The organism is Alcaligenes faecalis, from assembly GCF_009497775.1.
GTDB lineage: Bacteria > Pseudomonadota > Gammaproteobacteria > Burkholderiales > Burkholderiaceae_B > Alcaligenes > Alcaligenes faecalis_D.
The window spans coordinates 692111-714515 of record NZ_CP031012.1; the positions used below are offsets into that span (position 1 = coordinate 692111).

The following is a 22405-nucleotide window of genomic DNA, read 5'->3' on the forward strand; positions in this document are numbered from 1 at the left end:
TATGGAAATTGTGTCTTTGGATTTGGGCCTGATCGCCTTGATGACGGCATTCCTGGCGGGGATGGCCTCGTTTCTGTCCCCTTGTGTCTTGCCGCTGGTCCCCGGCTATTTGTCTTATCTGGCGGGGGACGGGCAGGCTTATACGGAGGTCAAACGCAGCCATTTGCTGGGGCGCAGCATTTGTTTTGTAGCGGGCTTTTCGCTGGTTTTCATTGCTCTGGGAGCCAGCTTGTCCTATCTGGGGCAAATGCTGCTGTCTTATCGCTATCAGCTCAATATCGCCGCCGGGATCATGGTGGCCTTGGCTGGTCTGAGCGTGATGGGGGTGCTGCGCATGCCCATGAGCCTGCAACGTTATTACCGCTTTGAGTCTGGTAAAGCAGCTGGCCCTGGTGGCGCAACGGTAATGGGGCTGGCGTTCGGCTTTGGTTGGACTCCCTGTATCGGCCCGATTCTGGCGGGCATTTTGATGATGGGGGCCAGTACCGCCAGCGCGGGTAAAGCCAGTATTTTGTTATCCGTCTATGCCTTGGGCCTGGGCGTGCCTTTTATTCTGGCTGCCTGCTTTGTGACGCCCTTTTTGCAACGCATGGCGCAGATCAGAAAGGTCGGGCGCTATATGCGCTGGGGCGCTGGGTTGGTGCTGATTGTGATGGGCTGGGCCATGGCGACCGGCGAGTTGGCGCGGTTTGCTATCTGGGTGCTCAAGACTTTTCCGGTGTTAGGGCAATTGGGCTAATAAGCCTCAGTATTTGCCCGCCATTAGTGCGGTGCTTCATCTGCTGTCAGGAAGCACCGCATGTTTATTTCACGGCCGCATTGCCTCCATCCGCGAACAGGGCGGATCCGGTCACAAAACTGGACATGGGGCTGGCAAGAAAAAGTGCAGCGGATGCAATTTCTCCCGGTTTGGCGATTCGCTTCATGGCATGCAGCCCTGCCGCCCAGTCTTTGGTGCTCTGGTCCCCTGCGATGTCTGTATCGGTTCCACCAGGTAAAAGGGCGTTGGCCCGTATCCCTTTAGCGGCATAGTCTGCCGTGATGCCTTTGACCAATCCCATGAGTGCCGCTTTAGAAGCACCATAAGCACTCATGCCGGGCAGGCCGACACTGGTGCCTACAAAGCTCGACGTGAAAACAATCGAACCGCCACCGCGTTTGAGCATGGCTGGAATCTGGCTGCGGGCACCCAGAAAGGCCGCCCCAAGATTGGTATCCAGTGTTGCTTGCCATTCTTCTGGCCTCATCTCGGCCAGTGGCTTGAGGGCACCGACAATACCGGCGTTATTGATCGCAATATCCAGCCCTCCGAATTTTTCCGTCGCGAGCTTTATCACTTGCTCGTGGGTCTCAGCTTGCGTAACGTCTCCCGCCACACACTCAGCACGGCCGCCACGTTGTCGGATCTCCTTGGCGACCTCCTCAAGCAGGGCGCTGCGCCTTGCCGTCAGGACAATGGCGGCCCCGTGCTCGGCAAACATCAATGCTATGGCGCGTCCGATACCGGAGGATGCGCCAGTAATAAGGGCAACCTTTCCATCAAGTAAAGCCATGAGTGAAATCTCCTGCGTTTTTCTTTGAGAACTCACAGCGTAGTTGTTCTTGCCTGACTGGGAACTCCGTTTCTTGCCCTCAAACCTGTTCTTGAAGATTGGGCAGCCAGCCGATTATCAGTCTTGCTCTTCACGGCGTAGCAGTTCACGTTTTCGGTCTATACCCCAGCGGTAACCGGCCAGATCGCCATCGCGTCGTACGACGCGGTGGCATGGGATGGCCACGGCAATGTGGTTGTTGGCGCAGGCCTGGGCCACGGCGCGCACTGCCTTGGGTGAGCCTATGCGTTCAGCAATTTCGGTGTAGCTGACGGTGGTGCCTGGCGGGATCTCGCAGAGCGCACGCCAGACACGTTCCTGGAAGGCTGTTCCTTGCACATCCAGCGGCAGGTGCAAGCCAATTGAAGGGCTTTCGATAAAGCCTACGACTTGGGCGATCAACTGCTCGAAATCACCGTCGCAGCCGATGATTTCGGCTTTTGGAAACTGGTCCTGCAGGTCGCGAAGCAGTTGATCGGGGTCCTCGCCCAGCAAGATGGCGCAGATGCCACGTTGGCTCTGGGCGACCAGAATCGCTCCCAGCGAACACTGGCCCACTGCGAAACGGATAATTGCACCCGCACCACCGGCCCGGTAGTCGCGTGCACGCATACCCAACAACTGTTCAGAGGCTTCGTAAAACCGGCTGTTGGAGTTGAATCCACTGTCGTAGATCGCATTCGTGATGGAGGTATCGGGCCTGCTGCTCAGTTCCTCGCGCAGTCTGCGAGCCCGGTAGGCCGAGCTGTATGCCTTGGGCGTCAGGCCGGTTTCAGCCTTGAAAAGTCGGTGGAAATGAAAGGGGCTCTTGCCCACCTCGGCGGCCAGCTTGTCCAGCGATGGTTGCGTCTCCGAGGTCTCGATCAGTCGGCAGGCGCGCGCCACGATTGCAGCCCGTTCGGCTGCGGCACTGGTCTGATCGCCATGGGCGCGACGGCTATAGCGGTAGCCCGCTGCTTCAGCGTCCTGGGGCGAATTGAAAAACTCGACGTTCTCGCGCTTGGGACGCCGTGTTGTCGAACTGGGTTGGCAGTACACGCCGGTGGTACGTACCGCATAGACGAACAGGCCGTCGGCAGCGGGATCGCGCGCTTGCACGGCTGCCCAGCGTTGATCGTCGGTTTTGTAAGCACGGTTCGCAGCCATGAGGCAAAAGTCCTGACAACATTAATTACGAAGCCAGAATACGCTGGTCTTTCATCGCAAGCACTCCGATTCTTGCGGTCAATATCGACAGGCTGGGCTGGAACGGTATCGGGACCGGCCGGCCACTGCAGGTAAGGGCATCAGGGCATCGATAGAAAAAGGCCGGTTGATACCGGCCTTTTTATTTGCTCTGTCTGACTGACGCCTTGGCAGGCGCGTCGTGCTTACAGGGCGCTGGGGGTGTAACCCGCTTCTTCAATCACTTTCAGGGCTTGCGCGCCATCCAGACCTTGAACGGTAACCTGGTGTTTTTCCAGATCCGTGCTGACAGTGGCTTGAGGGGCGACAGCCTGAATGGCTTCGGTGATGCTGCGCACGCAGTGGCCGCAGGTCATGTCGGGTACGGAGAAGGTGGACATAGCTGACTCCTTTGATAAAAACAATGGAGTCAGCTTAAGGCTTGCCACGGGGGCAAGGTCAAGCGCTGTTTTCTTTAAAACAGGGCTGGCGACATCAAACGGATCTGATCAAACTCGGGATTGCCCAGCCATTGGATCTGGCTGCTGGCCAAACCTGGGCCTGATTCCTTGTTTTCGACAAAGGCACCGTAGGAGATGGTCTGCTTTTGTGTGTCCAGCAGGACAACGTAGCTGGAACTGGTGCAGTCATGAGGCTTGCAGCCCTGGAACAACTGATAGTCGCGGCCATCCAGAGAAACTGTTTCGCCTGGCGAGGCTGTACCAAAGTCTTTAACCCAGCTGGCGTGTTTGGCAACGTCCTGCATCAGGCTTTGATATTGCTGGGCCACTTGCTTGTTGGACTTGGCCAGGTCGGCCAGATAAACGGATTCCGAGGACTGTGCATTGCTCAGGAAGGGAACGAGCAGGGCGCTGCCAAGGACAAGGCGGCACAGAGAGTGGGAAATACGCATGGGATCTCCAGTAATGAGGCGAATCCCCAGTTTAGCAGCGCGCCCGCTGCGGCATTGTTAACAAAATCAAGGAAAACCTGCATAAACGGCTATCCCTACAGTCGTTATAGTGCTTATCCGTCTATGGGATTGGCACAGGTGCCCGTTTCCTGTCGAATTACCAGGGCATTTAAGGGGTGTAGGTAAAAACCACAGCTTGCCAGCAAAATTGTTTCATAACTAAACTATTTATAAATGAATGGTTGGCATAGTTGAATTTGTAGTTCGATCTGCTGTGCATCTTATTTAAAGACAGCCTATAAGCGCGGTGGCGCAAGGAGATAACATGAAACGTATTGCATTGACCGTAGCTCTGGCTGCGGCTTTTGGCGGTTCTCTGGCTCACGCCGATACCATCAAAGTGGGGATGGCAATGGACACCTCCGGTCCGTTTGCTGCCGTTGGTGGTGAGGTTCGTGATGGCTTTAATCTGGCCATCAAACAACTGGACGGCAAGCTGGGTGGTTTCCCGGCCGAGTTCATTGCGCAGGATATGGCCGGTAACCCCGACCAGGCCCGCCAATTGGTCAATCGCTTCGTGCAGCGCGACAAGATCGACTTCTTTACAGGCCCAGTGGGTTCCAACGTAGCCCTGGCAGTGGCTCCTGCCCTGTTCTCGGCCAAGGTGCCTTACCTGACCAGCAACCCAGGTCCCAGCCAGTTGGCCGGTGCCGGTTGTAATCCGTACTTCTTTGGCGTGTCCTACCAGAACGATGCCTTTGACGAAGCCGCCGGTAAAGTGGCTGCGGATCGCAACTACGAAAAAATGTTCATCATTGCCCCTGACTATCCAGCCGGCAAGGATCACCTGAACGGCTTCAAGCGCGGTTACGGCAAGCCCGTTAACGACGAGCTCTACACCAAGCTGGGCCAGATCGACTACTCGGCTGAACTGGCACAGATCCGTGCTGCCAAGCCGCAGGCCGTGTTCTTCTTCCTGCCCGGTGCCATGGGCATCAACTTCATCAAACAGTTCGTGGCTGCTGGCCTGAACAAAGATGTGGTCTTGCTGGGCCCCGCCTTCTCGGGTGACGAGGACATCATCCCCGCCGTGGGCGAACCTATCCTGGGCATGCTGAACACCGCCCAGTGGTCGCCTGACCTGGATATTCCTGCCAACAAGACTTTTGTGGAAGAGTTCCGCAAAGCCTACGATGGCCGCTACCCTTCGGTGTACGCCGCTCAGGCTTATGACGTGATTCTGGCTATCGACGCCGCCGTCAAACAGGTTGATGGCAAAGTGTCCGACCGCGAAGCTGTGCTCAAGGCATTGAAGGCCGCCGATTACAACTCGGTTCGTGGCCCATTTACCTACGGCAACAACAACTTCCCCGTGCAGGCTTATTACCTGCGTGAAGTGGTCAAGGATCAGGACGGACGTCTTGTGAACCGCATGGTCAGCAAGGTGTTTGACTCCTACCAGGACGTCTACGCCAAAGAATGCAAACTTAATTAAGATTCACAGGTGGTAAAAGCATGTCGCTCATTCTGATTAGCGAGCAATTGCTGAATGGTTTGCAGTTTGGTTTGATGTTGTTTCTGATTGCCGCGGGCCTGACTCTGGTCTTCGGCATTATGGATATCATGAACCTGGCCCACGGCTCCCTCTATATGGCGGGAGCCTATGTGGCCGCGGAAACCATGCAGCGTACAGGGTCTTTTACCGCCGCCATTGTGGTGGCGGTGGCAGTGACAGCCCTGGTCGGTATTGCCCTGGAAATTCTCATTCTGCGCAAGCTGGTCACTCGTGATCACCTGGCTCAGGTACTGGGAACCTATGCCGTTATTTTGATCGCCAATGATCTGGTCAAAATGATCTGGGGCCCAACTCCCGTAATGTTGAATATGCCTGCCTTGTTGTCCGGGCCGGTAGAACTCTTGCCTGATTTCCTCTATCCCGCCTTCCGTCTGATGATTATTGCGGTCGGTCTGGTGATGGCGCTGGCCCTGTATGCCTTCGTGACGAAAACACGGGCCGGGGTGCTGGTGCGTGCGGGTGCCTCCAACCGACAAATGGCGACCCTGATGGGGGTACGCGTGCCAATTCTGTTCCTGGGTGTGTTCACCCTGGGAGCCGCTCTGGCTGCGCTGGCCGGTGCCTTGTTGGGTCCGATTACCGCGGTTCAGATCGGTATGGGCGAGGACATTCTGATCCTGGTTCTGGTCTGTATCGTGATTGGCGGGATTGGTTCGATTCGTGGCGCGTTTGTAGGTGCCTTGCTAGTGGGTATGGTCGATACCGCTGGTCGTGCATTCCTGCCCATGTTGCTGCGTAATGTCTTCCCGGCAGATGTGGCTTCCAGCGTCGGTCCTACGATTGCTGCCATTTCGATCTATGTCCTGATGGCTGTTGTTCTTGTTTTCCGTCCTTCGGGCCTGTTCCCGGCGCGAGGTTAATGTATGTCTACTTCGCGTATTTTGTCGGCCCTGGTGCTGGTGGCCTTATTGGCTTTCCCATTGATCGCACCGATGTACGGGCTTGAGTTCTACATTTCGTTTGTACGCCGTATCTTCATCTATGCCCTGGCGGCCAGCGCCTTGAATCTGGTGCTGGGTTATGGCGGGATGGTGGCTCTGGGCCATGCTGCGTTTTTCGGAGCAGGGGCCTACACCGTGGGCATCCTGGCTACCGAAGGCGTGCAAAGCGGCCTGATCGCCTGGCCTGCCGCCATGGTGATCTCCGGCTTGCTGGCTTTCCTGACTGGTGCCGTGTCGCTGCGTACTCGTGGTGTGTACTTCATCATGATCACGCTGGCGTTTGCCCAGATGATCTTTTATATGTTCATCTCCTTGCGCCAGTACGGTGGCGAAGACGGCCTGAACATGTACAGCCCCTCGTCCTTGCCCGGTATTGATCTGAGCAATGACCTGAGCTTTTACTACCTGGTTCTGGCCATTCTGGTGGCGGTCCTGTTCCTGTTCAATCGTCTGGTCAATGCCCGTTTCGGACAGGCCTTGATGGGCACGCGTGAAAACGAAAGCCGCATGACGACCTTGGGTTACCCCGTCTACCGTATTCGTTTGACGGCTTACACCTTGAGCGGTGCCATCATGGGTCTGGCGGGTGCTTTGCTGGCTAACCACAACCTGTTTGTCTCGCCCAGCCTGATGAACTGGACCCAGTCGGCTGACCTGATCATCATGGTGCTGGTGGGTGGTATTGGCTTGCTGTATGGCGGTGCCCTGGGCGCGTTTGTGATGTTGGTGCTGGAAGAGTTGCTGCGCAACTGGACCGAGTACTGGCACATGCCTCTGGGTATTTTGTTGCTGCTGGTGGTGTTCTTTGCACCCAAGGGCCTGGCCGGACTGGTACGTATCCGCTCGGCTGCTGATCCAGCTACTACCGCCAAGGAGCAAGCATGACGAACACGATAGCAGCCGCCTCCAAGGCGGGCAGCGGCTCGGCCGCTTTGCAAGCCCGTGGTCTGATGAAGCGCTTTGGTGCTTTGCAGGCTACCAACGATGTGTCCCTGGACCTGGTGCCCGGTGAAATTCACGGTTTGATCGGCCCTAACGGTGCTGGCAAATCCACCCTGATTCACTTGTTGTCGGGCACCTTGAGCCCGGACTCGGGCCAGCTTTTGCTGGGCGGGCGTGATGTGACTTCCTTGTCGGGTCACCAGCGCGTTGCCGCCGGTCTGGCACGCTCGTTCCAGATCACCAATATCTTCAAGAACTACACGGTGCTGGATAACCTGGTGCTGGCCTTGCAGGCATGCAGTGGCAGCAGTTTCCGTTTCTGGCGTGCGCGTCAGGCGGAAACCGAGCTGTACGAGCAAGCCCGCGCTCTGGCCGCTGAATGTGCCATTGATGCGTCCTTGCTGCATACCCAGGCCGGTGTCTTGCCACATGGCGAGCAGCGCAAGGTGGAGTTCGCCCTGGCCTTGGCCAGCCGCCCGCAAGTGCTCCTGCTGGACGAACCTATGGCCGGGATGGGGCCGGACGAAACGCTGCGTCTGACTGAATTGATTGAAACCATGCGTGGCAAAGCCACCATGTTGCTGGTCGAGCACGATATGGAAGCGGTTTTCCGTCTGGCTGACCGGATTTCTGTGCTGGTGGCAGGTCACATTATTGCTACCGGCACGGCTGCCGAAATCCGTGATAACGAGGCTGTGCGTCAAGCTTATCTGGGCGACGATGACACGCCAGTTCCAACCAAGGTGGAAAGCCATGCTTGAAACGACTCAATTACAAAGCGGCTATGGCGCCAGCCAGGTGCTGTTCGGGGTAGACCTGTCCATTCGTAGCGGACAGGTCGTGACTGTGCTGGGCCGTAATGGCATGGGCAAGACCACCTTGCTGAAAACCATTCTGGGCCAGTTGCCGGTGCGCGGCGGCGATGTGAAGTTCGACGGCCAGTCCATTGCGGGCTGGAACCCGGACCGTATCGCCCGGGCCGGGATTGCCATTGTGCCCGAAGGGCGTCAGTGCTTTCCCAACCTGACCGTGGCCGAGCACTTGACGGCTTTTGCCTGCAATCGCAACCCCAAAGCCAACAAGACCTGGACGCCCGAGCGTGTCTATGACTTTTTCCCGCGCTTGCGCGAGCGTGCGTCCAATATGGGCAACCAGCTCTCGGGCGGCGAACAGCAAATGCTGGCCATTGGCCGTGCGCTGGTCACCAATCCCAAGCTGCTGATTCTGGACGAAGCTTCCGAGGGCCTGGCGCCCAAGGTGCGTGAAGAAATCTGGAACTGTCTGGCCGTCTTGCGTGAAGAAGGGCAGACCATCTTGCTGATCGACAAATATGTCGAGCGTCTGATGGCCTTGTCGGATCACCACATTATTCTGGAACGTGGCAAATTGGTCTGGCAGGGGAACTCCGAAGCATTGGGAGCGGACCGCACCTTGTGGACGCGCTATTTGGGCGTGTAAAAAACACAAACTGCAACAATCCCGAGATGCCGCCTGCTTGATCGCAGGCGGCATTTTTTATGCCTTTCGTCAAGGCGCTATAGAGGATTGTTGCGGCGTAGTTGCACTTTCGTTTGAAAGTTCCCTAAGGGTCTTAGGAAAGATTCTTTCCTTGCGATGTATCAATGTGTAATGAAATGGCATTCCTTACGATGTCCATAAGGCCAGCAGGGTTATGGGTCCTACCCGGACCTCTTACTGGCAGGAAGCTCTGTCATCCCATAAGGAAGTTGTTATGAAATTACGCCTGTTCACTCTCTCTGCTCTGGCCGCCGGTCTACTGCTCGGCAGCGCCGCGCAAGCCCAGGAAAATGAGCCTGTACAGCCGATTCCCGCCGCAGTTGTCACTGATCCGGCACGCGTTGAATTGGGCAAGAAGCTGTGGTTTGAACCCCGCTTGTCCCGCTCGGGCTTTATCTCCTGTAACTCCTGTCATAACCTGAGCATGGGCGGCACGGACAATATCCGTACCTCCATCGGTGACCGCTGGCAGGAAGGCCCCATCAACTCGCCTACGGTTCTGAACTCCAGCCTGAACTTGGCCCAGTTCTGGGACGGCCGTGCCAGTGACCTGAAAGAACAGGCTGGTGGCCCGATTGCCAACCCCAAGGAAATGGCGTTCACGCACGAACTGGCCATGGAGTTCCTGAGCTCCATCCCCGAGTACAAGACCGAGTTCAAGCAAGTCTTTGGCAAGGCCGACTTTGGTATTGATGAAGTCACCTCCGCCATTGCCGCTTTTGAAGAAACCCTGGTGACGCCTGATTCGCGCTTTGACCTTTGGTTGAAGGGCGACAAGAAAGCCATTACCGATCAGGAACTGGCTGGCTATCAACTGTTCAAGGGGAGTGGTTGCGTGGCTTGCCACAACGGTCCTAACCTGGGCGGTACATCCTTCCAGAAAATGGGTCTGATCGAGCCCTACCAAACCACCAACCCGGCCGAAGGCCGTGCGGCTGTGACGGGTAAAGATGCCGACCGTTTCAACTTCAAGGTTCCTACCTTGCGTAACGTCGAGCTGACCTACCCCTACTTCCACGACGGTGCAGTCAATACCTTGACCGAAGCCGTGGATACAATGGGTCGTCTGCAGTTGGGTCGCAGTTTCTCTGCAGAGGAAAATGCCCAGATCGTCGCGTTCCTGAAAACGCTGACGGGCAAACAGCCTGAAATCATGCTGCCAATCCTGCCACCTTCGCGTGACAACACACCACGTCCGGTGCCATTTGGTTCTTGATAGCAGACTGTTCAGGCGGCTTTTCATGAGCTAGGCCGCCTTGAAGTGACCCAGGTCCTGGATTTTATTTTCCAGGCCTGGGTTTTTGTATTTGGCTTTGGATTCATGGCCTTGCTCTGTTTTCAGGACACGAATCCCCTGCTGCTATTGTTGATGCTCGATCAGGCGGGCTAAAAAAATAGTACCATTTAGATACTATTTCAATGACTGGAACCATCATGAGTCGCATTGTCCTGTTTGAGAACATTCATCCTAGCGCCCGTGAAGTTTTTGAGGCTGCTGGTTTGACCGATATTCAGACCTACAAGGGAGCCTTGTCGGGTCAGGAGCTGCTGGACGCTGTCAAAGGCGCCGAAGTTGTCGGAATTCGTTCCCGTACCCAGTTTGACAGCCGGGTGCTGGAGCACGCAGACCAGCTCAAAGTGCTGGGATGTTTTTGTATTGGTACCAACCAGGTGGATCTGGACCAGGCCCAGAACCACGGTGTGCCGGTCTTTAATGCGCCGTTCTCCAACACCCGCTCCGTTGCCGAGCTGGTGCTGGGCGAGGCCATCTTGTTGCTACGTCGTATCCCCGAGAAGAACCTGCGTGTCCACCAGGGCTTCTGGGACAAGAGTGCCGATGGCGCTTTCGAGATCCGTGGCAAGACTTTGGGCGTGATTGGTTACGGCAATATTGGTTCTCAAGTCGGTACCCTGGCTGAAGCGCTGGGTATGCGCGTGCTCTACCATGATGTGGAATCCAAACTGCCGCTGAGCAATGCCCGTGTCTATGGCAGCCTGAAGCAGATGCTGGCCGAGTCCGATGTGGTCACCTTGCACGTTCCAGGCGGGCAGGGCACACAGAACATCATGAACGCCGAGACGATTGCGGCCATGAAGCCAGGTTCCATCCTGATCAACGCTTCGCGCGGCACGGTGGTGGATATTGATGCCTTGCATCAGGCTTTGGTTAGCGGACATCTGGCTGGTGCTGCGCTGGACGTGTTCCCCACTGAACCGAAAAGCGTGGACGAACCCTTGAAGAGCCCGCTGATCGGCATGCCTAATGTGATCCTGACGCCGCACATTGGTGGTAGCACTCAGGAATCGCAAGAGAATATTGGCCGTGAAGTGGCCGAGAAGATGGTCAGCTACCTGCGTAGCGGGGCTACCAAGGGCGCGGTGAACTTCCCTGAAGTGTCTTACTACGACATCCAGGGTGCCGTGCGCTTGCTGCATGTCCATCGCAACGTTCCTGGCGCGATGGGTGGCCTGAACAATATTCTGGCTCAGCACGGCATCAATATCACTCGCCAGCAGCTGCAAACGCAGGGCGAGCTGGGTTATGCCATGACGGACCTGGATCGTATTCCTGAGCAGGGCTTGCTGGACGCCGTGCGCGCCCATCCTGGCACTGTACGTAGCGATCTGATTTTCCCGGCTTAAAAGCCTTAGTCAGACCGTCAGTAGAACGGCCCCGGATTCAAAAGAATCCGGGGCCGTTCGCTATCCGTCCGTTCGCTATCCGTCCGTTCGCTATCCGTCCGTTCGCTATCCGTCCGTTCGCTATCAGGCCGAGTGCATGGATTTGGTGGGCCAGGCAATCGTCTGTTCCGGGCTGCTGCCGGGAACGATAATGTCGCGCAAGGTGTAGTTATCCAGGTAACTCAGGAACTGGACCAGTGCTTGTTTAAGGATATTGCTCAGATTGCAGCGACCACTCAGGATGCAGTGGGTGCCGCTGCCCAGGCACTCCACCACGGCCAGATCGGTTTCGGTATAGCGCACCAGCTCGCCCAGGTTGATGTCTTCGGGCGCACGCGCCAGCCGCATCCCGCCGTTTTTCCCGCGCTGCGTCTGAATCCACCCGCCCTTGGCGAGCAGGTGGGTGACTTTCATCAGGTGGGCTTGGGAAATCTGGTGATACTGGGCAATTTCCGCGATGGTACAGAGCCTGTCTTCGTTCTGGCCCAGATACATCAATTGACGCAGGGCGTAGTCGGTAAGGTTGGTCAGGCGCATGATCAGGGCAGTTGCAGCTCGCTGGCCACTGTAGTGGGGTTGTGCTGGAACTGGTAGCCAAACCAGAAGCTGCGGGCGATGCGCTGGGCGTATTCCAGCGCCAGCTCGGCCATGGCCTGGTTTTCACGCTCCTGACAGGTTTCCTTGAACAGACGCAGCCATTGTTCAAAGTGGCTGGCCTGAATATGTTTGAGAGACAAGTGCTTGGCCATGGGGTTGCCATTGAAGCCATCGGTCTTGAGCAGCAGGGACGACCAGAATTCTTCCATTACGCCCAAATGCGTATCCCAATCCTTGATGCGCTCGGAGAAAATGGGGCCAAGGACGTCGTCCATGCGGATGCGATCGTAGAAGTCCCAGACCAGGTCATGAATTTCTTGGCGGGTACACAAAGGGTTGAGAGCCATAATATTTTGAATTTAAAGATATATATTTTATCTATCTTATTGGCATGGCTCACCGGGGTCAAGCCGGAAAGAAAATGCTTGGCTGCGGGACATTTTCACGCCTGATTTCACGCTGATTCAACGCTCGTTTTTCTACACTGATTTCACGTTTCAGCGTATAGATGTTGCGTTTGCGGTGTTTGGCCAGCTTGGCCGGCTTGTAAGGGCTGCACAAGTCTTGAACGGTATTCTTTATGAAAGACAAGTATCACTGAAGGTAAATTGCACTAGGCGGTCTGGCGGGCTACGATTACTTTTTGTTGGCTAGACCTTGGTTTTGTTACAGCATGGTGCTCAAGGAATAATGATTACAAAACGACAGGCCCAGACGCTGTCTTGCGTCATCCCTGGTTTGAACGAGGCAGAAAACCTGCCCGCATTGTTGCCGGTTCTGGTGGCAAAGTTGCGCGAACTGGTCCCGGATTTTGAAATCATTTTCGTTGACGATGGCAGTACCGACGCAACGCCTTTGGTTATTGAGCAATTGCGTCAAACCTACCCTCAATTGGTTTATCTGCAGTTATCGCGCAACTTTGGCAAAGAAGCGGCCTTGACGGCAGGGTTGGAAGCCAGTCGCGGGCAGGTGGTCGTGTGCATGGATGCGGATTTGCAGCATCCCCCTGCCTTGATCGAAGCCATGTTGGAGCGCTGGTCCAGTGGCCTGGAAATGGTTTATGCCGTACGGGAAACCCGCGACGACGAAACCTGGATGAAGCGGGCAGGCACCAGTTTGTTTTACAAACTGATGCGTACGTCCAACGGTTTGCGTGTGCCGCGTGATGCAGGCGATTTTCGCTTGATGGATCGCTGTGTGGTCGATGCCTTGATGGCCTTGCCCGAGCGCAGCCGCTTCATGAAAGGCTTGTTTGCCTGGGTGGGTTTTCCGTCCGAGCCCATTTACTACTCGCCTGCCGAGCGTCTGCATGGGGTCAGCCGGTTTCGCCCCGCCAAATTGCTGCGCTTTGCGGTGGATGGCCTGACGGCATTCACCACCTGGCCGCTGCGTTTGTTGAGCCTGTTGGGCGCAGTGCTGGCCATGTTGTCTTTCAGCTACGGCTTGTTCATTATTTTCAAGCACTTGCTGTATGGCGATGCCGTTCGCGGCTGGGCAACCCTGATTACAGTGGTATTGTTTTTTGCGGGTGTGAATATGCTCTCGCTGGGTGTGGTGGGCGAGTATGTCGCCAGCATCTTTGCCGAGGTCAAACACCGGCCTTTGTATCTGGTGCACCGTCGCCGGGGGCAGGGCCTGGCTCAGGATCCTCCGGATCAGAAGCCGTTAGTCACCCCACATCAGGACCCGCAGCAAGACCGAAGGTAATCCAGGCCGTTTAATTGGCGGATTGTTCTCAACTGTAATTGAACGCTACATCGATATTCTGAATCGCTTCGACAGCTACGCAGGTAGCTGCCTACCCCTTTTGGTTTGGCTTTGAACGATGAGTATCGATAACTCCTTTTCCTCTTCTGGTGCAACACTGCCGCTTGGACAAGCGCGTGGACCGGCCTATTGGCTGCGTCGCGGCGTCCAGCGCCTGGGTACGCTCTCCAGCCTGTCCGTGGGGCTGCTGGCGCTGCTGTGGTTCGCGCTGACACTGGGGGCTTACCCCCTGCTGATTCCGGATGAAGGGCGCTATGTCGGCGTGGCCCTGTCCATGTTGGAATCGGGTGATTATCTGGTGCCGCGTCTGGACGGCCTGCCATTTTTCCATAAGCCCCCTTTGCATTACTGGCTCACAGCCTTGAGCCTCAAAGTGCTGGGCGTGAATTTTGTGGGTGCGCGTCTGGTACCTGCCTTGATGGCGGCTTTGTTGATTGCCGGTATGCACGCGTTCTTGAAGCGCCATGCCAGCCAGCAACATGCGGGCTGGACGGCGCTGATTCTGATCAGCAGCCCCTTGCTGTTCGGTGCTTCCCATTACGCCAATCTGGACATGACGGTTGCCGCCCTGATCAGCAGCTGTGCGCTGTTGGGCGGCCATGCTGCCTTGCAGATGGAGCAGGGGCGTCCCTATCGTTGGGCCTTGATGGGGCTGTATGCCACCGCAGGCCTGGCTTTCCTGGCAAAAGGCTTGATCGGGATTTTGATCCCCGGCGGCATTCTGGTGTTCTGGCTGCTGGGCCGAGGACAGTGGCGTACTTTGCTACGTCTGTTTTCTTTGACCGGTCTGGGAGTCTTGTTGCTGGTCGCCACGCCCTGGATGTGGGCCATGCAGGCCCGCTACCCCGGCTTTTTTGACTATTACATTGTCTACCAGCACTTCCAGCGTTTTCTGGAAACGGGCTTCAATAACCCTCAACCTTTCTGGTTCTACTTTGCCCTGATGCCCGTCGCCACCCTGGGCTGGACGCCATTCCTGTTCAGACGCCTTCGTGGTTCGGCCAGTACGCCTGATGGTCTGGGGGCGGTGCGGGGTTTGATGTTGTCGGCTTTGTTGACCGTGCTGGTTTTCTTTTCCATTCCTACGTCCAAGCTGGTGGGCTATGTCTTGCCTGCGATTGGCCCTTGGGCGTTCTTCCTGGCCGATGCGGTGATTCGCCGCAGCCAGCGGGATGGGGAGGCCAAGGTAGAGCGCTTGGCGGTCTGGAGCCTGGGTGTCTGCGTAGCGATTTGCGCGATTGCTGTGGTGACGATGATGCTGCGCCCACAGGTCAACAGCCAGGCCCTGGGCCGTGTGCTGGCCAGTGAGTATCAAAAGGGCGACCGGGTCGTCTTTCTGAATAACTACCGCTACGACCTGGGCTTTTATGTTCCGGGCCTGCAGAACATCAGCGTCATGGGACGCTGGGATGATCCGGAAATCATGCGCACCGATAGCTGGCGCAAAGAGTTGCTGGAAGCGGCCCACTTTGAGCCGCAGCGTGGTGCGATGACCTTGATAGACCGGGAAACCCTGCGTCAGCAGCTATGTCGGGACAGCAAGGCCGTGTTCTGGCTGATTGGCTCGCCAGATGCGGTGCGTCAAAGCCAGGTGCTCAACCATGCCCAGCGCCTGTACGAAGATCAACGCATCGCCCTGTGGCGCTTTGATCACGACGAGTACGAGCTTATGTGCGGCGGAACGCCCAAAGCCGCCCAGCCAGAAACGTCAGCACAGCCAAACCGATAAGAATCAGGCCCAGCAGCAAGTCGTAGCGCAGGCCGGAGTGATTCAGTAAAAACGCATAGCTGGCTTCGTTGACCGCGAAGCCAGCGGCTGACACCAGAAAAAAACGTGCCAGAGCCGGTAGAAAACGGGCATTCTGGGAGCGGAATGTCAGCCAGTAGTGGCCGCCAAAAGAGACCAGAAACGCAATCAGCCAGCCAAAAAGATTGGCCAGCAGCGGAGACAGACTCAGCGTTTGCACCAGGGCGATTACAATGCCCCAGTGCGTGAAGGCGGCCAGGGTGCCGACCAGAATGAACAGAATGATTTGACGAGACATAAAGCGGAGCGAGCAGTGGCCAAGGACAGGCAGATCAGTATATGCGCGGACGATTTTGGCATGGCCCCCGCCGTGGACGAGGCCATACTGAAATTGGCCCAGGCCCGACGCCTGACAGGAACGTCCTGTTTAGTGGATGGGGACAGCTTTGTGCAAAATGCACCAGCACTGCGCCAGAGCACGCTGCAAAAAGGTTTGCACCTGAATTTTACCGAGTTTGCCTCCCAAGCGGGCGTCTATGCCATGCCTCTCAAGCAGGTGATTATCCGCAGCCTGTTGCATCGTCTGGATAGTCAGAAGGTCAAGGACAGCGTGGCTCGCCAGCTGGATCGTTTTGAAGACGTGATGGGGCAGGGTCCGGACTATATCGACGGGCATCAGCATGTGCATCAGTTACCCATGATACGCGAGGCCTTGCTGGCGGAAATGGAGCGTCGTTATGCCGCTTCCATGCCCTGGCTGCGCTATACCGGCGCCCAGCGCCTGGCCACGGGGTTTGCGTTTAAAGACAGATTCAAGGCGCAGATTATTGCCGGACTAGGTTCCAAGGATTTGCTGCGTCTGGCCAGAGCCAAGGGCGTCACCTTGAATACCAGTTTTACCGGCGTGTACGACTTTCAGGGGGGCAGGGAGCGCTACAGCGCCCTGGTCAAGGCCTGGCTGGCCGTGATGCAGCATGGGGACAGCATGATGTGCCATCCTTCCCTGAGCAGCGTGCAGGACGATCCTGTGGGTGTACAGCGCCTGGCGGAGTACGAGGTGCTGGCAGGCGATGAAATGCAGCAGTGGCTGGATCAATACAGCCTGCGCATTGCCTGAGAAAGAAGATTAAGCCGATTGGGCAGGCTGGCTTTGGCTGCCTTCGCCCAGACTGCGCTGCATGATGACTACATCAATCCATTGCTGGAATTTATAGCCCACGGCTGGCTGAGTGCCCACATGGGCAAAGCCCAGCGAACGGTGCAGGGCAATCGAGCCACGGCTGTCATGGCCGGAGATGATGGCCACCATTTGCCGCCACGGGCCTTTCTCGCACTCCAGCAGCAATTGTTCCAGCAAGGCCTTGCCCAGACCTTTGCCAATCTGACCTTGAGCCAGATAGATGGAGTTTTCTACCGTGAAGCGATAGGCAGGGCGGGAGCGATACGTGCCTGCATAGGCATAGCCCACGATTTGCCCGTCCAGCTCTGCGACCAGCCAGGGCAAGTTTTGCTCGCGCACTTGTATATAGCGGGCGCCCATTTCCTGTTCGTCTGGCGGGCTTTGTTCAAAGGTCGCCGTGCTGTGCAGCACGTGATAGGCATAGATGTTTTGCACCGCTGACATATCGTCCAGGGTGGCGTGACGTATCAGCAAGGCGCTGGCGTGATTGCCTTGTGGCAGGGACGCAGAGAAAGGGGCTTGCGTACTCTCGGGGGGGAACATACTATTTTTCCTTTGAACTGATTTAGTTTATCCCGATTTCAGGAGTTTCTATGCCCTTCCCACACCAGTTTTTGACCGAGCAATTGGCCGTCGCCCCTCAGTTATCGGGAGAGGACATGCAAGCCGTGGCCGATGCCGGTTTTAAAAGCGTCATCATCAATCGTCCCGATATGGAAGGCGGTCCCGACCAGCCCTTGTCGGCAGACGTGATGAAGGCCGCTCAGGCGGCAGGCTTGCAGGTGGAGTATCAGCCAGTTGTGGGTAGCGCTATTACTTCTGCTGATGTTGCTCGTTTTGGTCAATTGCTTGAAGCCTTGCCAGGCCCGACTTTGGCCTACTGCCGCACGGGTACACGCTGTGCCGTATTGTTCCGTGCATTGAACGAATCCTGACCTGGCTCAAGGTTCAGGTCTGTACTAGCTTGTCCTGTGCCGGTATGCAGCGGTAAGCTATCTGTCTCCATTCAAAGGGGTTATGCCATGTTCAAGAAAATTCTGATTCCAACTGACGGTTCCGAGCTCTCCTCCCAGGCAGCCAACAAAGGCGTGACCTTTGCCCGCCAAATTGGTGCCGAGGTTCTGGCTTTGCACGTGACGCAGCCTTTTGCTGCCACAGTTGGCTTTGATGGTATGGCGGCTGCCTATGCCATCACCGACGAGGACTACGACAAGACCGCCAAAGAACAGTCGCAGAAATACCTGCAACAGATTCTGGACCGTGCCGAGACCGCTGGCGTCAAGGCAACCGGTAAATCCGTATCGAACTTTAATGTGGCCGATGGGATTGTGCAGGTCGCCGAGCAAGAAGGCTGCGACCTGATTTTTATCGGTAGTCATGGCCGCAGTGGTCTGTCCCGCCTGTTGCTGGGTAGCGTGACCATCAAGGTGCTGAATATGGCCAAGAACACCGTGCTGGTGTACCGCGTTAAAGAACACGATTAATACGTTGTTCAGCCCAAAGAAAAAACCCGCCTAGGCGGGTTTTTTTGCCGCTGGGCCGCCCCAGGGCAAATAGGGGGCAGCAAGCCGAAGGCGCAGCGTGGGGGCTTTTTTTGTGCCTGCCATAAGGAGGCCTGTCAGCGGCTGGCTTTAATTGGATATATCAGGCGTTTCTGCTGTTTTCGTTTAGCGGCGACAGATCTTGAACAGCGCTGTCAGAAACATGTGCCGCTCACCTTAGTGGCTACGTGGCTCCAGCTGCTGTTTGTGGGTCACGACTGCCTGCAAAACAATAGGCAAGAGCTCGCCATCCTCGCTTTTACCGCTGGGGTTTTGCTCCACAAAATCCAGCAGGGAGCGACGCATGCGCGGGTCCCAGAACTTCTGGATATGTTCCGCAATCTCGCGCAGACCTTGCTCCCGATTGCTCAGGACTTCAAAAAACTGGCCGATCTGGTTGGCCATAGGAATCAAAGGAACAATATTCATGGTGATGTGGCCGAGCGGGACTCGGCAGAATTCAGGTAGTGGGGATGGCTGTACAGCGTGAAGCTGCGGTCACGGGCAAAGGCGGCCAGCATGACACCCAGTTCATCGGCAATCTGCACGGCATAGGCGGTGGGGGCGGAGACCGCCACCACAAAGTTGACGCCCATGGCAGCGGCCTTCTGGACCATCTCGAAGCTGGCACGGCTGGAGATCAGCACCATGCCAGAGCGGGGATCAATATCGTTGCGCAGCATGTGGCCCAGCAGCTTGTCCAGCGCGTTGTGGCGACCCACATCTTCGCGCACGGCCAGGATGTCGCCTTGCAGATTGCACCAGGCGGCGGCATGAGTAGCCCCTGTCAGGCGGTGCAAGGGCTGGCTGGAACGAAGGGCATCCAGAGCCTGGAAGATGGCGGCGGCATCGGGGCTGTGCTCGGGAGCGTCCAGACGGGGCAGTTGTCGGCGTACCTCGTCCAGGCTTTCCAGACCACACAGACCACAGCCCGTACGGCCAGCAAGCTGGCGGCGACGGGCTTTGAGCTGATGCTGGCAGGCACTGGCAATCTCGATTTGCAGCAGGCTGCCGCGCTCGCCCTCCAGCACATCCACGCCGCGTATATCGTCAGCCGTACGGATGATGCCCTCGGTCATGGAAAATCCGTAAGCCAGATCTTCCAGATCGCTGGGGCTGCACAACAAGGCACTATGGCTGATGCCATTGAATTCCAGGGCAACTGCCTGTTCGCGCGCCAGCGCATCCTGATCCTCTTGGGGCAGGTTGTCAGCTTGTGCTTCAGCTGGGGTACGCGCCTGCCGCCATACGGTGGCAGGCGCGCTGGCATCACGAAAATCTGCCTGGCTCACGTGGCAACTCCTTAGGGCCTGTTGGGACGCATCATACTTTCGCGACGGCCTCGGCATGCTCATGCGAGTGGCTGTGATCCGCCTGGGCCAAATCCTCGGCCGGGACGGTCTCGCCTTGCAGGAGACGCTGCTGAATATCGTGGAAACGGTTCCAGCGATTTTGCCAGGCCGACTCGGAGGTCACGCGCTGAATCTGTACCGCTGTCACCTTGTACTCGGGGCAGTTGGTTGCCCAGTCCGAGTTGTTGGTGGTGACCACGTTGGCGCCCGACTCGGGAAAGTGGAAAGTAGTATAGACCACCCCTGGCTGCACCCGTTCGGTCACCGTCGCACGCAAGGCAGTCTCGCCCGCACGGCTCTTGACCGAGACCTTGTCGCCACTGCGAATGCCACGATCTTCGGCATCCACCGGGTGAATTTCCAGCAAGTCTTCCGCATGCCAGGCCACGTTGTCGGTACGGCGGGTTTGTGCGCCCACGTTGTATTGCGACAGGATGCGGCCGGTCGTCAGCAGCAAGGGGAACTTGCGGCTGCTGCGTTCCTCGGTAGGCACGTATTGGGTCAGCATGAAGCGGCCCTTGCCACGCACGAACTCGTCGATGTGCATGGTGGGGGTGCCTTCAGGCGCCTGCTCGTTGCAAGGCCATTGCACGCTGCCACCCAGTTCCTGGATGCGATCGTAGGACACGCCGGTAAAGGTCGGTGTCAGGCGGGCGATCTCGTCCATGATCTGGCCGGGATGCTCGTAGCTCATGGGGTAGCCCAGTGCACGGGCCAGGGCGCAGGTAACTTCCCAGTCGGCCATGCCAGCTTTGGGCTCCATCACTTTGCGTACGCGCGAAATGCGGCGCTCGGCATTGGTGAAGGTGCCATCTTTTTCCAGGAAGGACGAACCGGGCAGGAACACATGGGCGTACTTGGCGGTTTCGTTCAGGAACAGATCCTGCACCACCACACACTCCATGGCGGCCATGGCGGCGGCCACGTGCTGGGTGTTCGGGTCGGACTGAACAATGTCCTCACCCTGGCAGTACAGACCCTTGAAGCTGCCACTCAAGGCGGCGTCAAACATATTGGGAATGCGCAGGCCGGGTTCGGATTGCAGAGGCACGCCCCAGGCTTGTTCAAACAGCGAACGAACCTGATTGTCCGAGACGTGACGGTAGCCGGGGAACTCGTGCGGGAAGGAGCCCATATCGCAGGAGCCTTGCACGTTGTTCTGACCACGCAGCGGGTTCACACCCACGCCTTCACGGCCCACGTTGCCGGTGGCCATGGCCAGGTTGGCAATGGCCATCACGGTGGTGGAGCCCTGGCTGTGTTCTGTCACGCCCAGACCGTAGTAAATCGAGCCGTTGCCGCCGGTGGCGTACAGACGGGCTGCGCCACGGATGTCGTCTGCGGACACGCCACAGATCTCGGCCATGGCTTCTGGCGAGTTCTGGGGCTGGCTGACAAAGCTGCGCCATTCATTGAAGGCAGCGGTATCGCAGCGCTCGGCCACATAGCTTTCGTTCACCAGATTTTCGGTAACGATAACGTGGGCCATGGCGGTCAGCATGGCGGTGTTGGTGCCTGGACGCAGGGGCAGGTGGTAGTCGGCCTGGATGTGCGGCGAGCTGACCAGTTCGGTCTGGCGCGGGTCGATCACGATCAGGCGGGCACCTTGGCGCAGGCGGCGTTTCAGGCGCGATGCAAATACGGGGTGGGCGGCGCTGGGGTTGGCACCCATCACGATCACCACGTCGGTGTGCATCACCGAGTCAAAGGTTTGCGTACCGGCGGACTCACCCAGGGTCATCTTCAGGCCGTAGCCGGTAGGGGAGTGACACACGCGGGCGCAGGTGTCCACGTTGTTGGTGCCAAAGGCGGCGCGAACCAGCTTTTGCACCAGATAGGTTTCTTCGTTGGTACAACGCGAGGAGGTAATACCGCCCACAGCGTCACGACCGTGCTGATCCTGAATGCGACGGAATTCGGAGGCGGCGTAATTGATGGCCTCGTCCCACGACACTTCCTGCCAAGGATCCGTAATGCTCTTGCGTATCATGGGGCTCAGGATACGGTCCTGGTGAGTGGCGTAACCCCAGGCGAAACGGCCTTTGACGCAGGCGTGGCCACGGTTGGCCTTGCCGTCTTTCCAGGGCGTCATGCGAATGACCTTGTCGCCCTTCATCTCGGCCTTGAAGCCACAACCCACACCGCAGTAAGCGCAGGTGGTGATGACGGCGTGTTCGGGCTGACCCAGATCGATGACGGATTTTTCCATCAGGGAAGAGGTCGGGCAGGCCTGGACACAAGCACCACAGGACACGCAATCGCTGCCCAGGAAACCGTCGTTCTGACCGGCGGTGACACGTGCTTCAAAACCGCGTTTGTCGATAGTCAGTGCAAAGGTGCCCTGAACTTCCTCACAGGCGCGCACGCAGCGATTGCAGACAATGCACTTGCTGGAGTCGTAGGCAAAGTAGGGGTTGGAGTCGTCGGTGGTGTCGTCCAAGTGGTTGGCACCATCAAAGCCATAACGCACGCTGCGCAGGCCCACAACACCGGCCATGTCTTGCAGTTCGCAATTACCGTTGGCAGGACAGGTCAGGCAGTCCAGCGGGTGATCGGAGATGTACAGCTCCATCACGTTGCGGCGCAGCTTGTGCAGGGTGTCGTTTTCGGTTTGGACAACCATGCCTTCTTCCACCAGGGTGGTGCAGGAAGCAGGGTGGCCGCGACGGCCCTCAATGTCCACCAGGCACAGACGGCAGGAGCCAAACGCTTCCAGCGAATCGGTGGCGCACAGCTTGGGAATATTGATGCCGGCCAAGGCGGCCGCGTGCATCACGGAAGTGCCAACGGGCACTTCAATCAATTTGCCATCAATGGTCAGGTTGACCATCTCGGTCTGGGTCGAGGCTGGGGTGCCCAGGTCACGTTCGCGTACGGCGACTGTTTCTTTCAT

At 57.3% G+C, this 22405-nt stretch carries 24 protein-coding genes; 13 read left to right on the plus strand and 11 right to left on the minus strand.

The window, feature by feature from the left end; genetic code table 11:
• Position 1: 1 nt before the first annotated feature.
• Complete coding sequence (locus DUD43_RS03160) at positions 2-739, plus strand: cytochrome c biogenesis CcdA family protein (RefSeq protein ID WP_153229120.1); 738 nt, start codon at positions 2-4, stop codon at positions 737-739.
• Positions 740-803: 64 nt separating this feature from the next.
• Here the strand turns inward: DUD43_RS03160 and DUD43_RS03165 are convergent, their stop codons facing one another.
• From DUD43_RS03165 to DUD43_RS03180, 4 genes are all read right to left on the minus strand, one after another.
• A complete protein-coding gene (locus DUD43_RS03165; protein WP_153229121.1) occupies positions 804-1553 on the minus strand; it encodes an SDR family oxidoreductase in 750 nt (249 codons plus the stop codon).
• 117 nt (positions 1554-1670) lie between these two features.
• The gene (gene ada / locus DUD43_RS03170) at positions 1671-2738 is read right to left on the minus strand and encodes a bifunctional DNA-binding transcriptional regulator/O6-methylguanine-DNA methyltransferase Ada (RefSeq protein WP_153229122.1); all 1068 of its coding nucleotides are present in this window, start codon (positions 2736-2738) and stop codon (positions 1671-1673) included.
• 224 nt (positions 2739-2962) lie between these two features.
• A complete protein-coding gene (locus tag DUD43_RS03175; RefSeq protein ID WP_022983238.1) occupies positions 2963-3157 on the minus strand; it encodes a heavy-metal-associated domain-containing protein in 195 nt (64 codons plus the stop codon).
• 74 nt (positions 3158-3231) lie between these two features.
• The gene (locus DUD43_RS03180; RefSeq protein ID WP_153229123.1) at positions 3232-3669 is read right to left on the minus strand and encodes an Ivy family c-type lysozyme inhibitor; all 438 of its coding nucleotides are present in this window, start codon (positions 3667-3669) and stop codon (positions 3232-3234) included.
• Positions 3670-3994: 325 nt separating this feature from the next.
• On the opposite strand from DUD43_RS03180, the gene DUD43_RS03185 reads away from it, so the two are divergent.
• From DUD43_RS03185 to serA, 7 genes are all read left to right on the plus strand, one after another.
• Positions 3995-5164, plus strand: coding sequence for an ABC transporter substrate-binding protein (locus DUD43_RS03185; protein ID WP_153229124.1), 1170 nt, complete (start codon positions 3995-3997; stop codon positions 5162-5164).
• A gap of 20 nt (positions 5165-5184) precedes the next feature.
• Positions 5185-6105 (plus strand): branched-chain amino acid ABC transporter permease, encoded by a 921-nt coding sequence (locus DUD43_RS03190; protein ID WP_153229125.1) that lies wholly within the window; start codon positions 5185-5187, stop codon positions 6103-6105.
• Between the two features lie 3 nt (positions 6106-6108).
• On the plus strand, positions 6109-7071 hold the full coding sequence (locus DUD43_RS03195) for a branched-chain amino acid ABC transporter permease (protein WP_153229126.1): 963 nt from the start codon (positions 6109-6111) through the stop codon (positions 7069-7071).
• Positions 7068-7889 carry an ABC transporter ATP-binding protein gene (locus DUD43_RS03200; protein WP_153229127.1) on the plus strand — a complete coding sequence of 274 codons (822 nt, stop codon included), beginning with the start codon at positions 7068-7070 and terminating at the stop codon, positions 7887-7889. Before DUD43_RS03195 ends, DUD43_RS03200 begins: the two co-directional genes overlap by 4 nt.
• Positions 7882-8586 (plus strand): ABC transporter ATP-binding protein, encoded by a 705-nt coding sequence (locus DUD43_RS03205; protein WP_009462239.1) that lies wholly within the window; start codon positions 7882-7884, stop codon positions 8584-8586. The genes DUD43_RS03200 and DUD43_RS03205 overlap by 8 nt, the downstream gene beginning before the upstream one ends.
• Before the next feature lie 274 nt (positions 8587-8860).
• Positions 8861-9862, plus strand: coding sequence for a cytochrome-c peroxidase (locus DUD43_RS03210; RefSeq protein WP_153229128.1), 1002 nt, complete (start codon positions 8861-8863; stop codon positions 9860-9862).
• Between the two features lie 218 nt (positions 9863-10080).
• Positions 10081-11289: a phosphoglycerate dehydrogenase gene (gene serA / locus DUD43_RS03215; RefSeq protein ID WP_153229129.1), complete on the plus strand. Its 1209-nt coding sequence runs from the start codon at positions 10081-10083 to the stop codon at positions 11287-11289.
• Positions 11290-11412: 123 nt separating this feature from the next.
• Here serA and DUD43_RS03220 read toward each other — a convergent pair whose 3' ends face one another.
• The gene (locus tag DUD43_RS03220) at positions 11413-11865 is read right to left on the minus strand and encodes an RrF2 family transcriptional regulator (RefSeq protein ID WP_009463896.1); all 453 of its coding nucleotides are present in this window, start codon (positions 11863-11865) and stop codon (positions 11413-11415) included.
• 2 nt (positions 11866-11867) lie between these two features.
• Positions 11868-12272 carry a group III truncated hemoglobin gene (locus tag DUD43_RS03225; RefSeq protein WP_153229130.1) on the minus strand — a complete coding sequence of 135 codons (405 nt, stop codon included), beginning with the start codon at positions 12270-12272 and terminating at the stop codon, positions 11868-11870.
• A gap of 343 nt (positions 12273-12615) precedes the next feature.
• Here DUD43_RS03225 and DUD43_RS03230 point away from each other — a divergent pair, with 343 nt between their 5' ends.
• A complete protein-coding gene (locus DUD43_RS03230) occupies positions 12616-13632 on the plus strand; it encodes a glycosyltransferase family 2 protein (protein ID WP_153229131.1) in 1017 nt (338 codons plus the stop codon).
• A 118-nt stretch (positions 13633-13750) separates the two neighbouring features.
• Positions 13751-15421 carry an ArnT family glycosyltransferase gene (locus DUD43_RS03235; protein WP_228125883.1) on the plus strand — a complete coding sequence of 557 codons (1671 nt, stop codon included), beginning with the start codon at positions 13751-13753 and terminating at the stop codon, positions 15419-15421.
• Here the strand turns inward: DUD43_RS03235 and DUD43_RS03240 are convergent.
• Complete coding sequence (locus tag DUD43_RS03240; protein ID WP_228125884.1) at positions 15360-15737, minus strand: GtrA family protein; 378 nt, start codon at positions 15735-15737, stop codon at positions 15360-15362. The genes DUD43_RS03235 and DUD43_RS03240 overlap by 62 nt on opposite strands.
• Positions 15738-15797: 60 nt before the next feature.
• On the opposite strand from DUD43_RS03240, the gene DUD43_RS03245 reads away from it, so the two are divergent.
• Positions 15798-16556 (plus strand): ChbG/HpnK family deacetylase, encoded by a 759-nt coding sequence (locus tag DUD43_RS03245; protein WP_259672622.1) that lies wholly within the window; start codon positions 15798-15800, stop codon positions 16554-16556.
• Positions 16557-16565: 9 nt separating this feature from the next.
• Here the strand turns inward: DUD43_RS03245 and DUD43_RS03250 are convergent, their stop codons facing one another.
• The gene (locus tag DUD43_RS03250) at positions 16566-17162 is read right to left on the minus strand and encodes a GNAT family N-acetyltransferase (protein WP_153229133.1); all 597 of its coding nucleotides are present in this window, start codon (positions 17160-17162) and stop codon (positions 16566-16568) included.
• 50 nt (positions 17163-17212) lie between these two features.
• On the opposite strand from DUD43_RS03250, the gene DUD43_RS03255 reads away from it, so the two are divergent.
• Complete coding sequence (locus tag DUD43_RS03255; RefSeq protein ID WP_153229134.1) at positions 17213-17554, plus strand: TIGR01244 family sulfur transferase; 342 nt, start codon at positions 17213-17215, stop codon at positions 17552-17554.
• An 87-nt stretch (positions 17555-17641) separates the two neighbouring features.
• The gene (locus DUD43_RS03260) at positions 17642-18103 is read left to right on the plus strand and encodes a universal stress protein (protein ID WP_153229135.1); all 462 of its coding nucleotides are present in this window, start codon (positions 17642-17644) and stop codon (positions 18101-18103) included.
• 234 nt (positions 18104-18337) lie between these two features.
• On the opposite strand, the gene DUD43_RS03265 is transcribed toward DUD43_RS03260, so the two are convergent.
• Genes DUD43_RS03265 through fdhF form a run of 3 tightly spaced genes read right to left on the minus strand, consistent with a single transcriptional unit; the run spans position 18338 to position 22405 of the window.
• On the minus strand, positions 18338-18589 hold the full coding sequence (locus tag DUD43_RS03265; protein WP_153229136.1) for a formate dehydrogenase subunit delta: 252 nt from the start codon (positions 18587-18589) through the stop codon (positions 18338-18340).
• Entirely contained in the window at positions 18586-19452 is an 867-nt protein-coding gene (gene fdhD / locus DUD43_RS03270; RefSeq protein ID WP_153229137.1) for a formate dehydrogenase accessory sulfurtransferase FdhD, read from the minus strand. Before fdhD ends, DUD43_RS03265 begins: the two co-directional genes overlap by 4 nt.
• Positions 19453-19483: 31 nt before the next feature.
• Positions 19484-22405, minus strand: a complete 2922-nt coding sequence (gene fdhF / locus DUD43_RS03275) for a formate dehydrogenase subunit alpha (protein WP_153229138.1) — start codon at positions 22403-22405, stop codon at positions 19484-19486.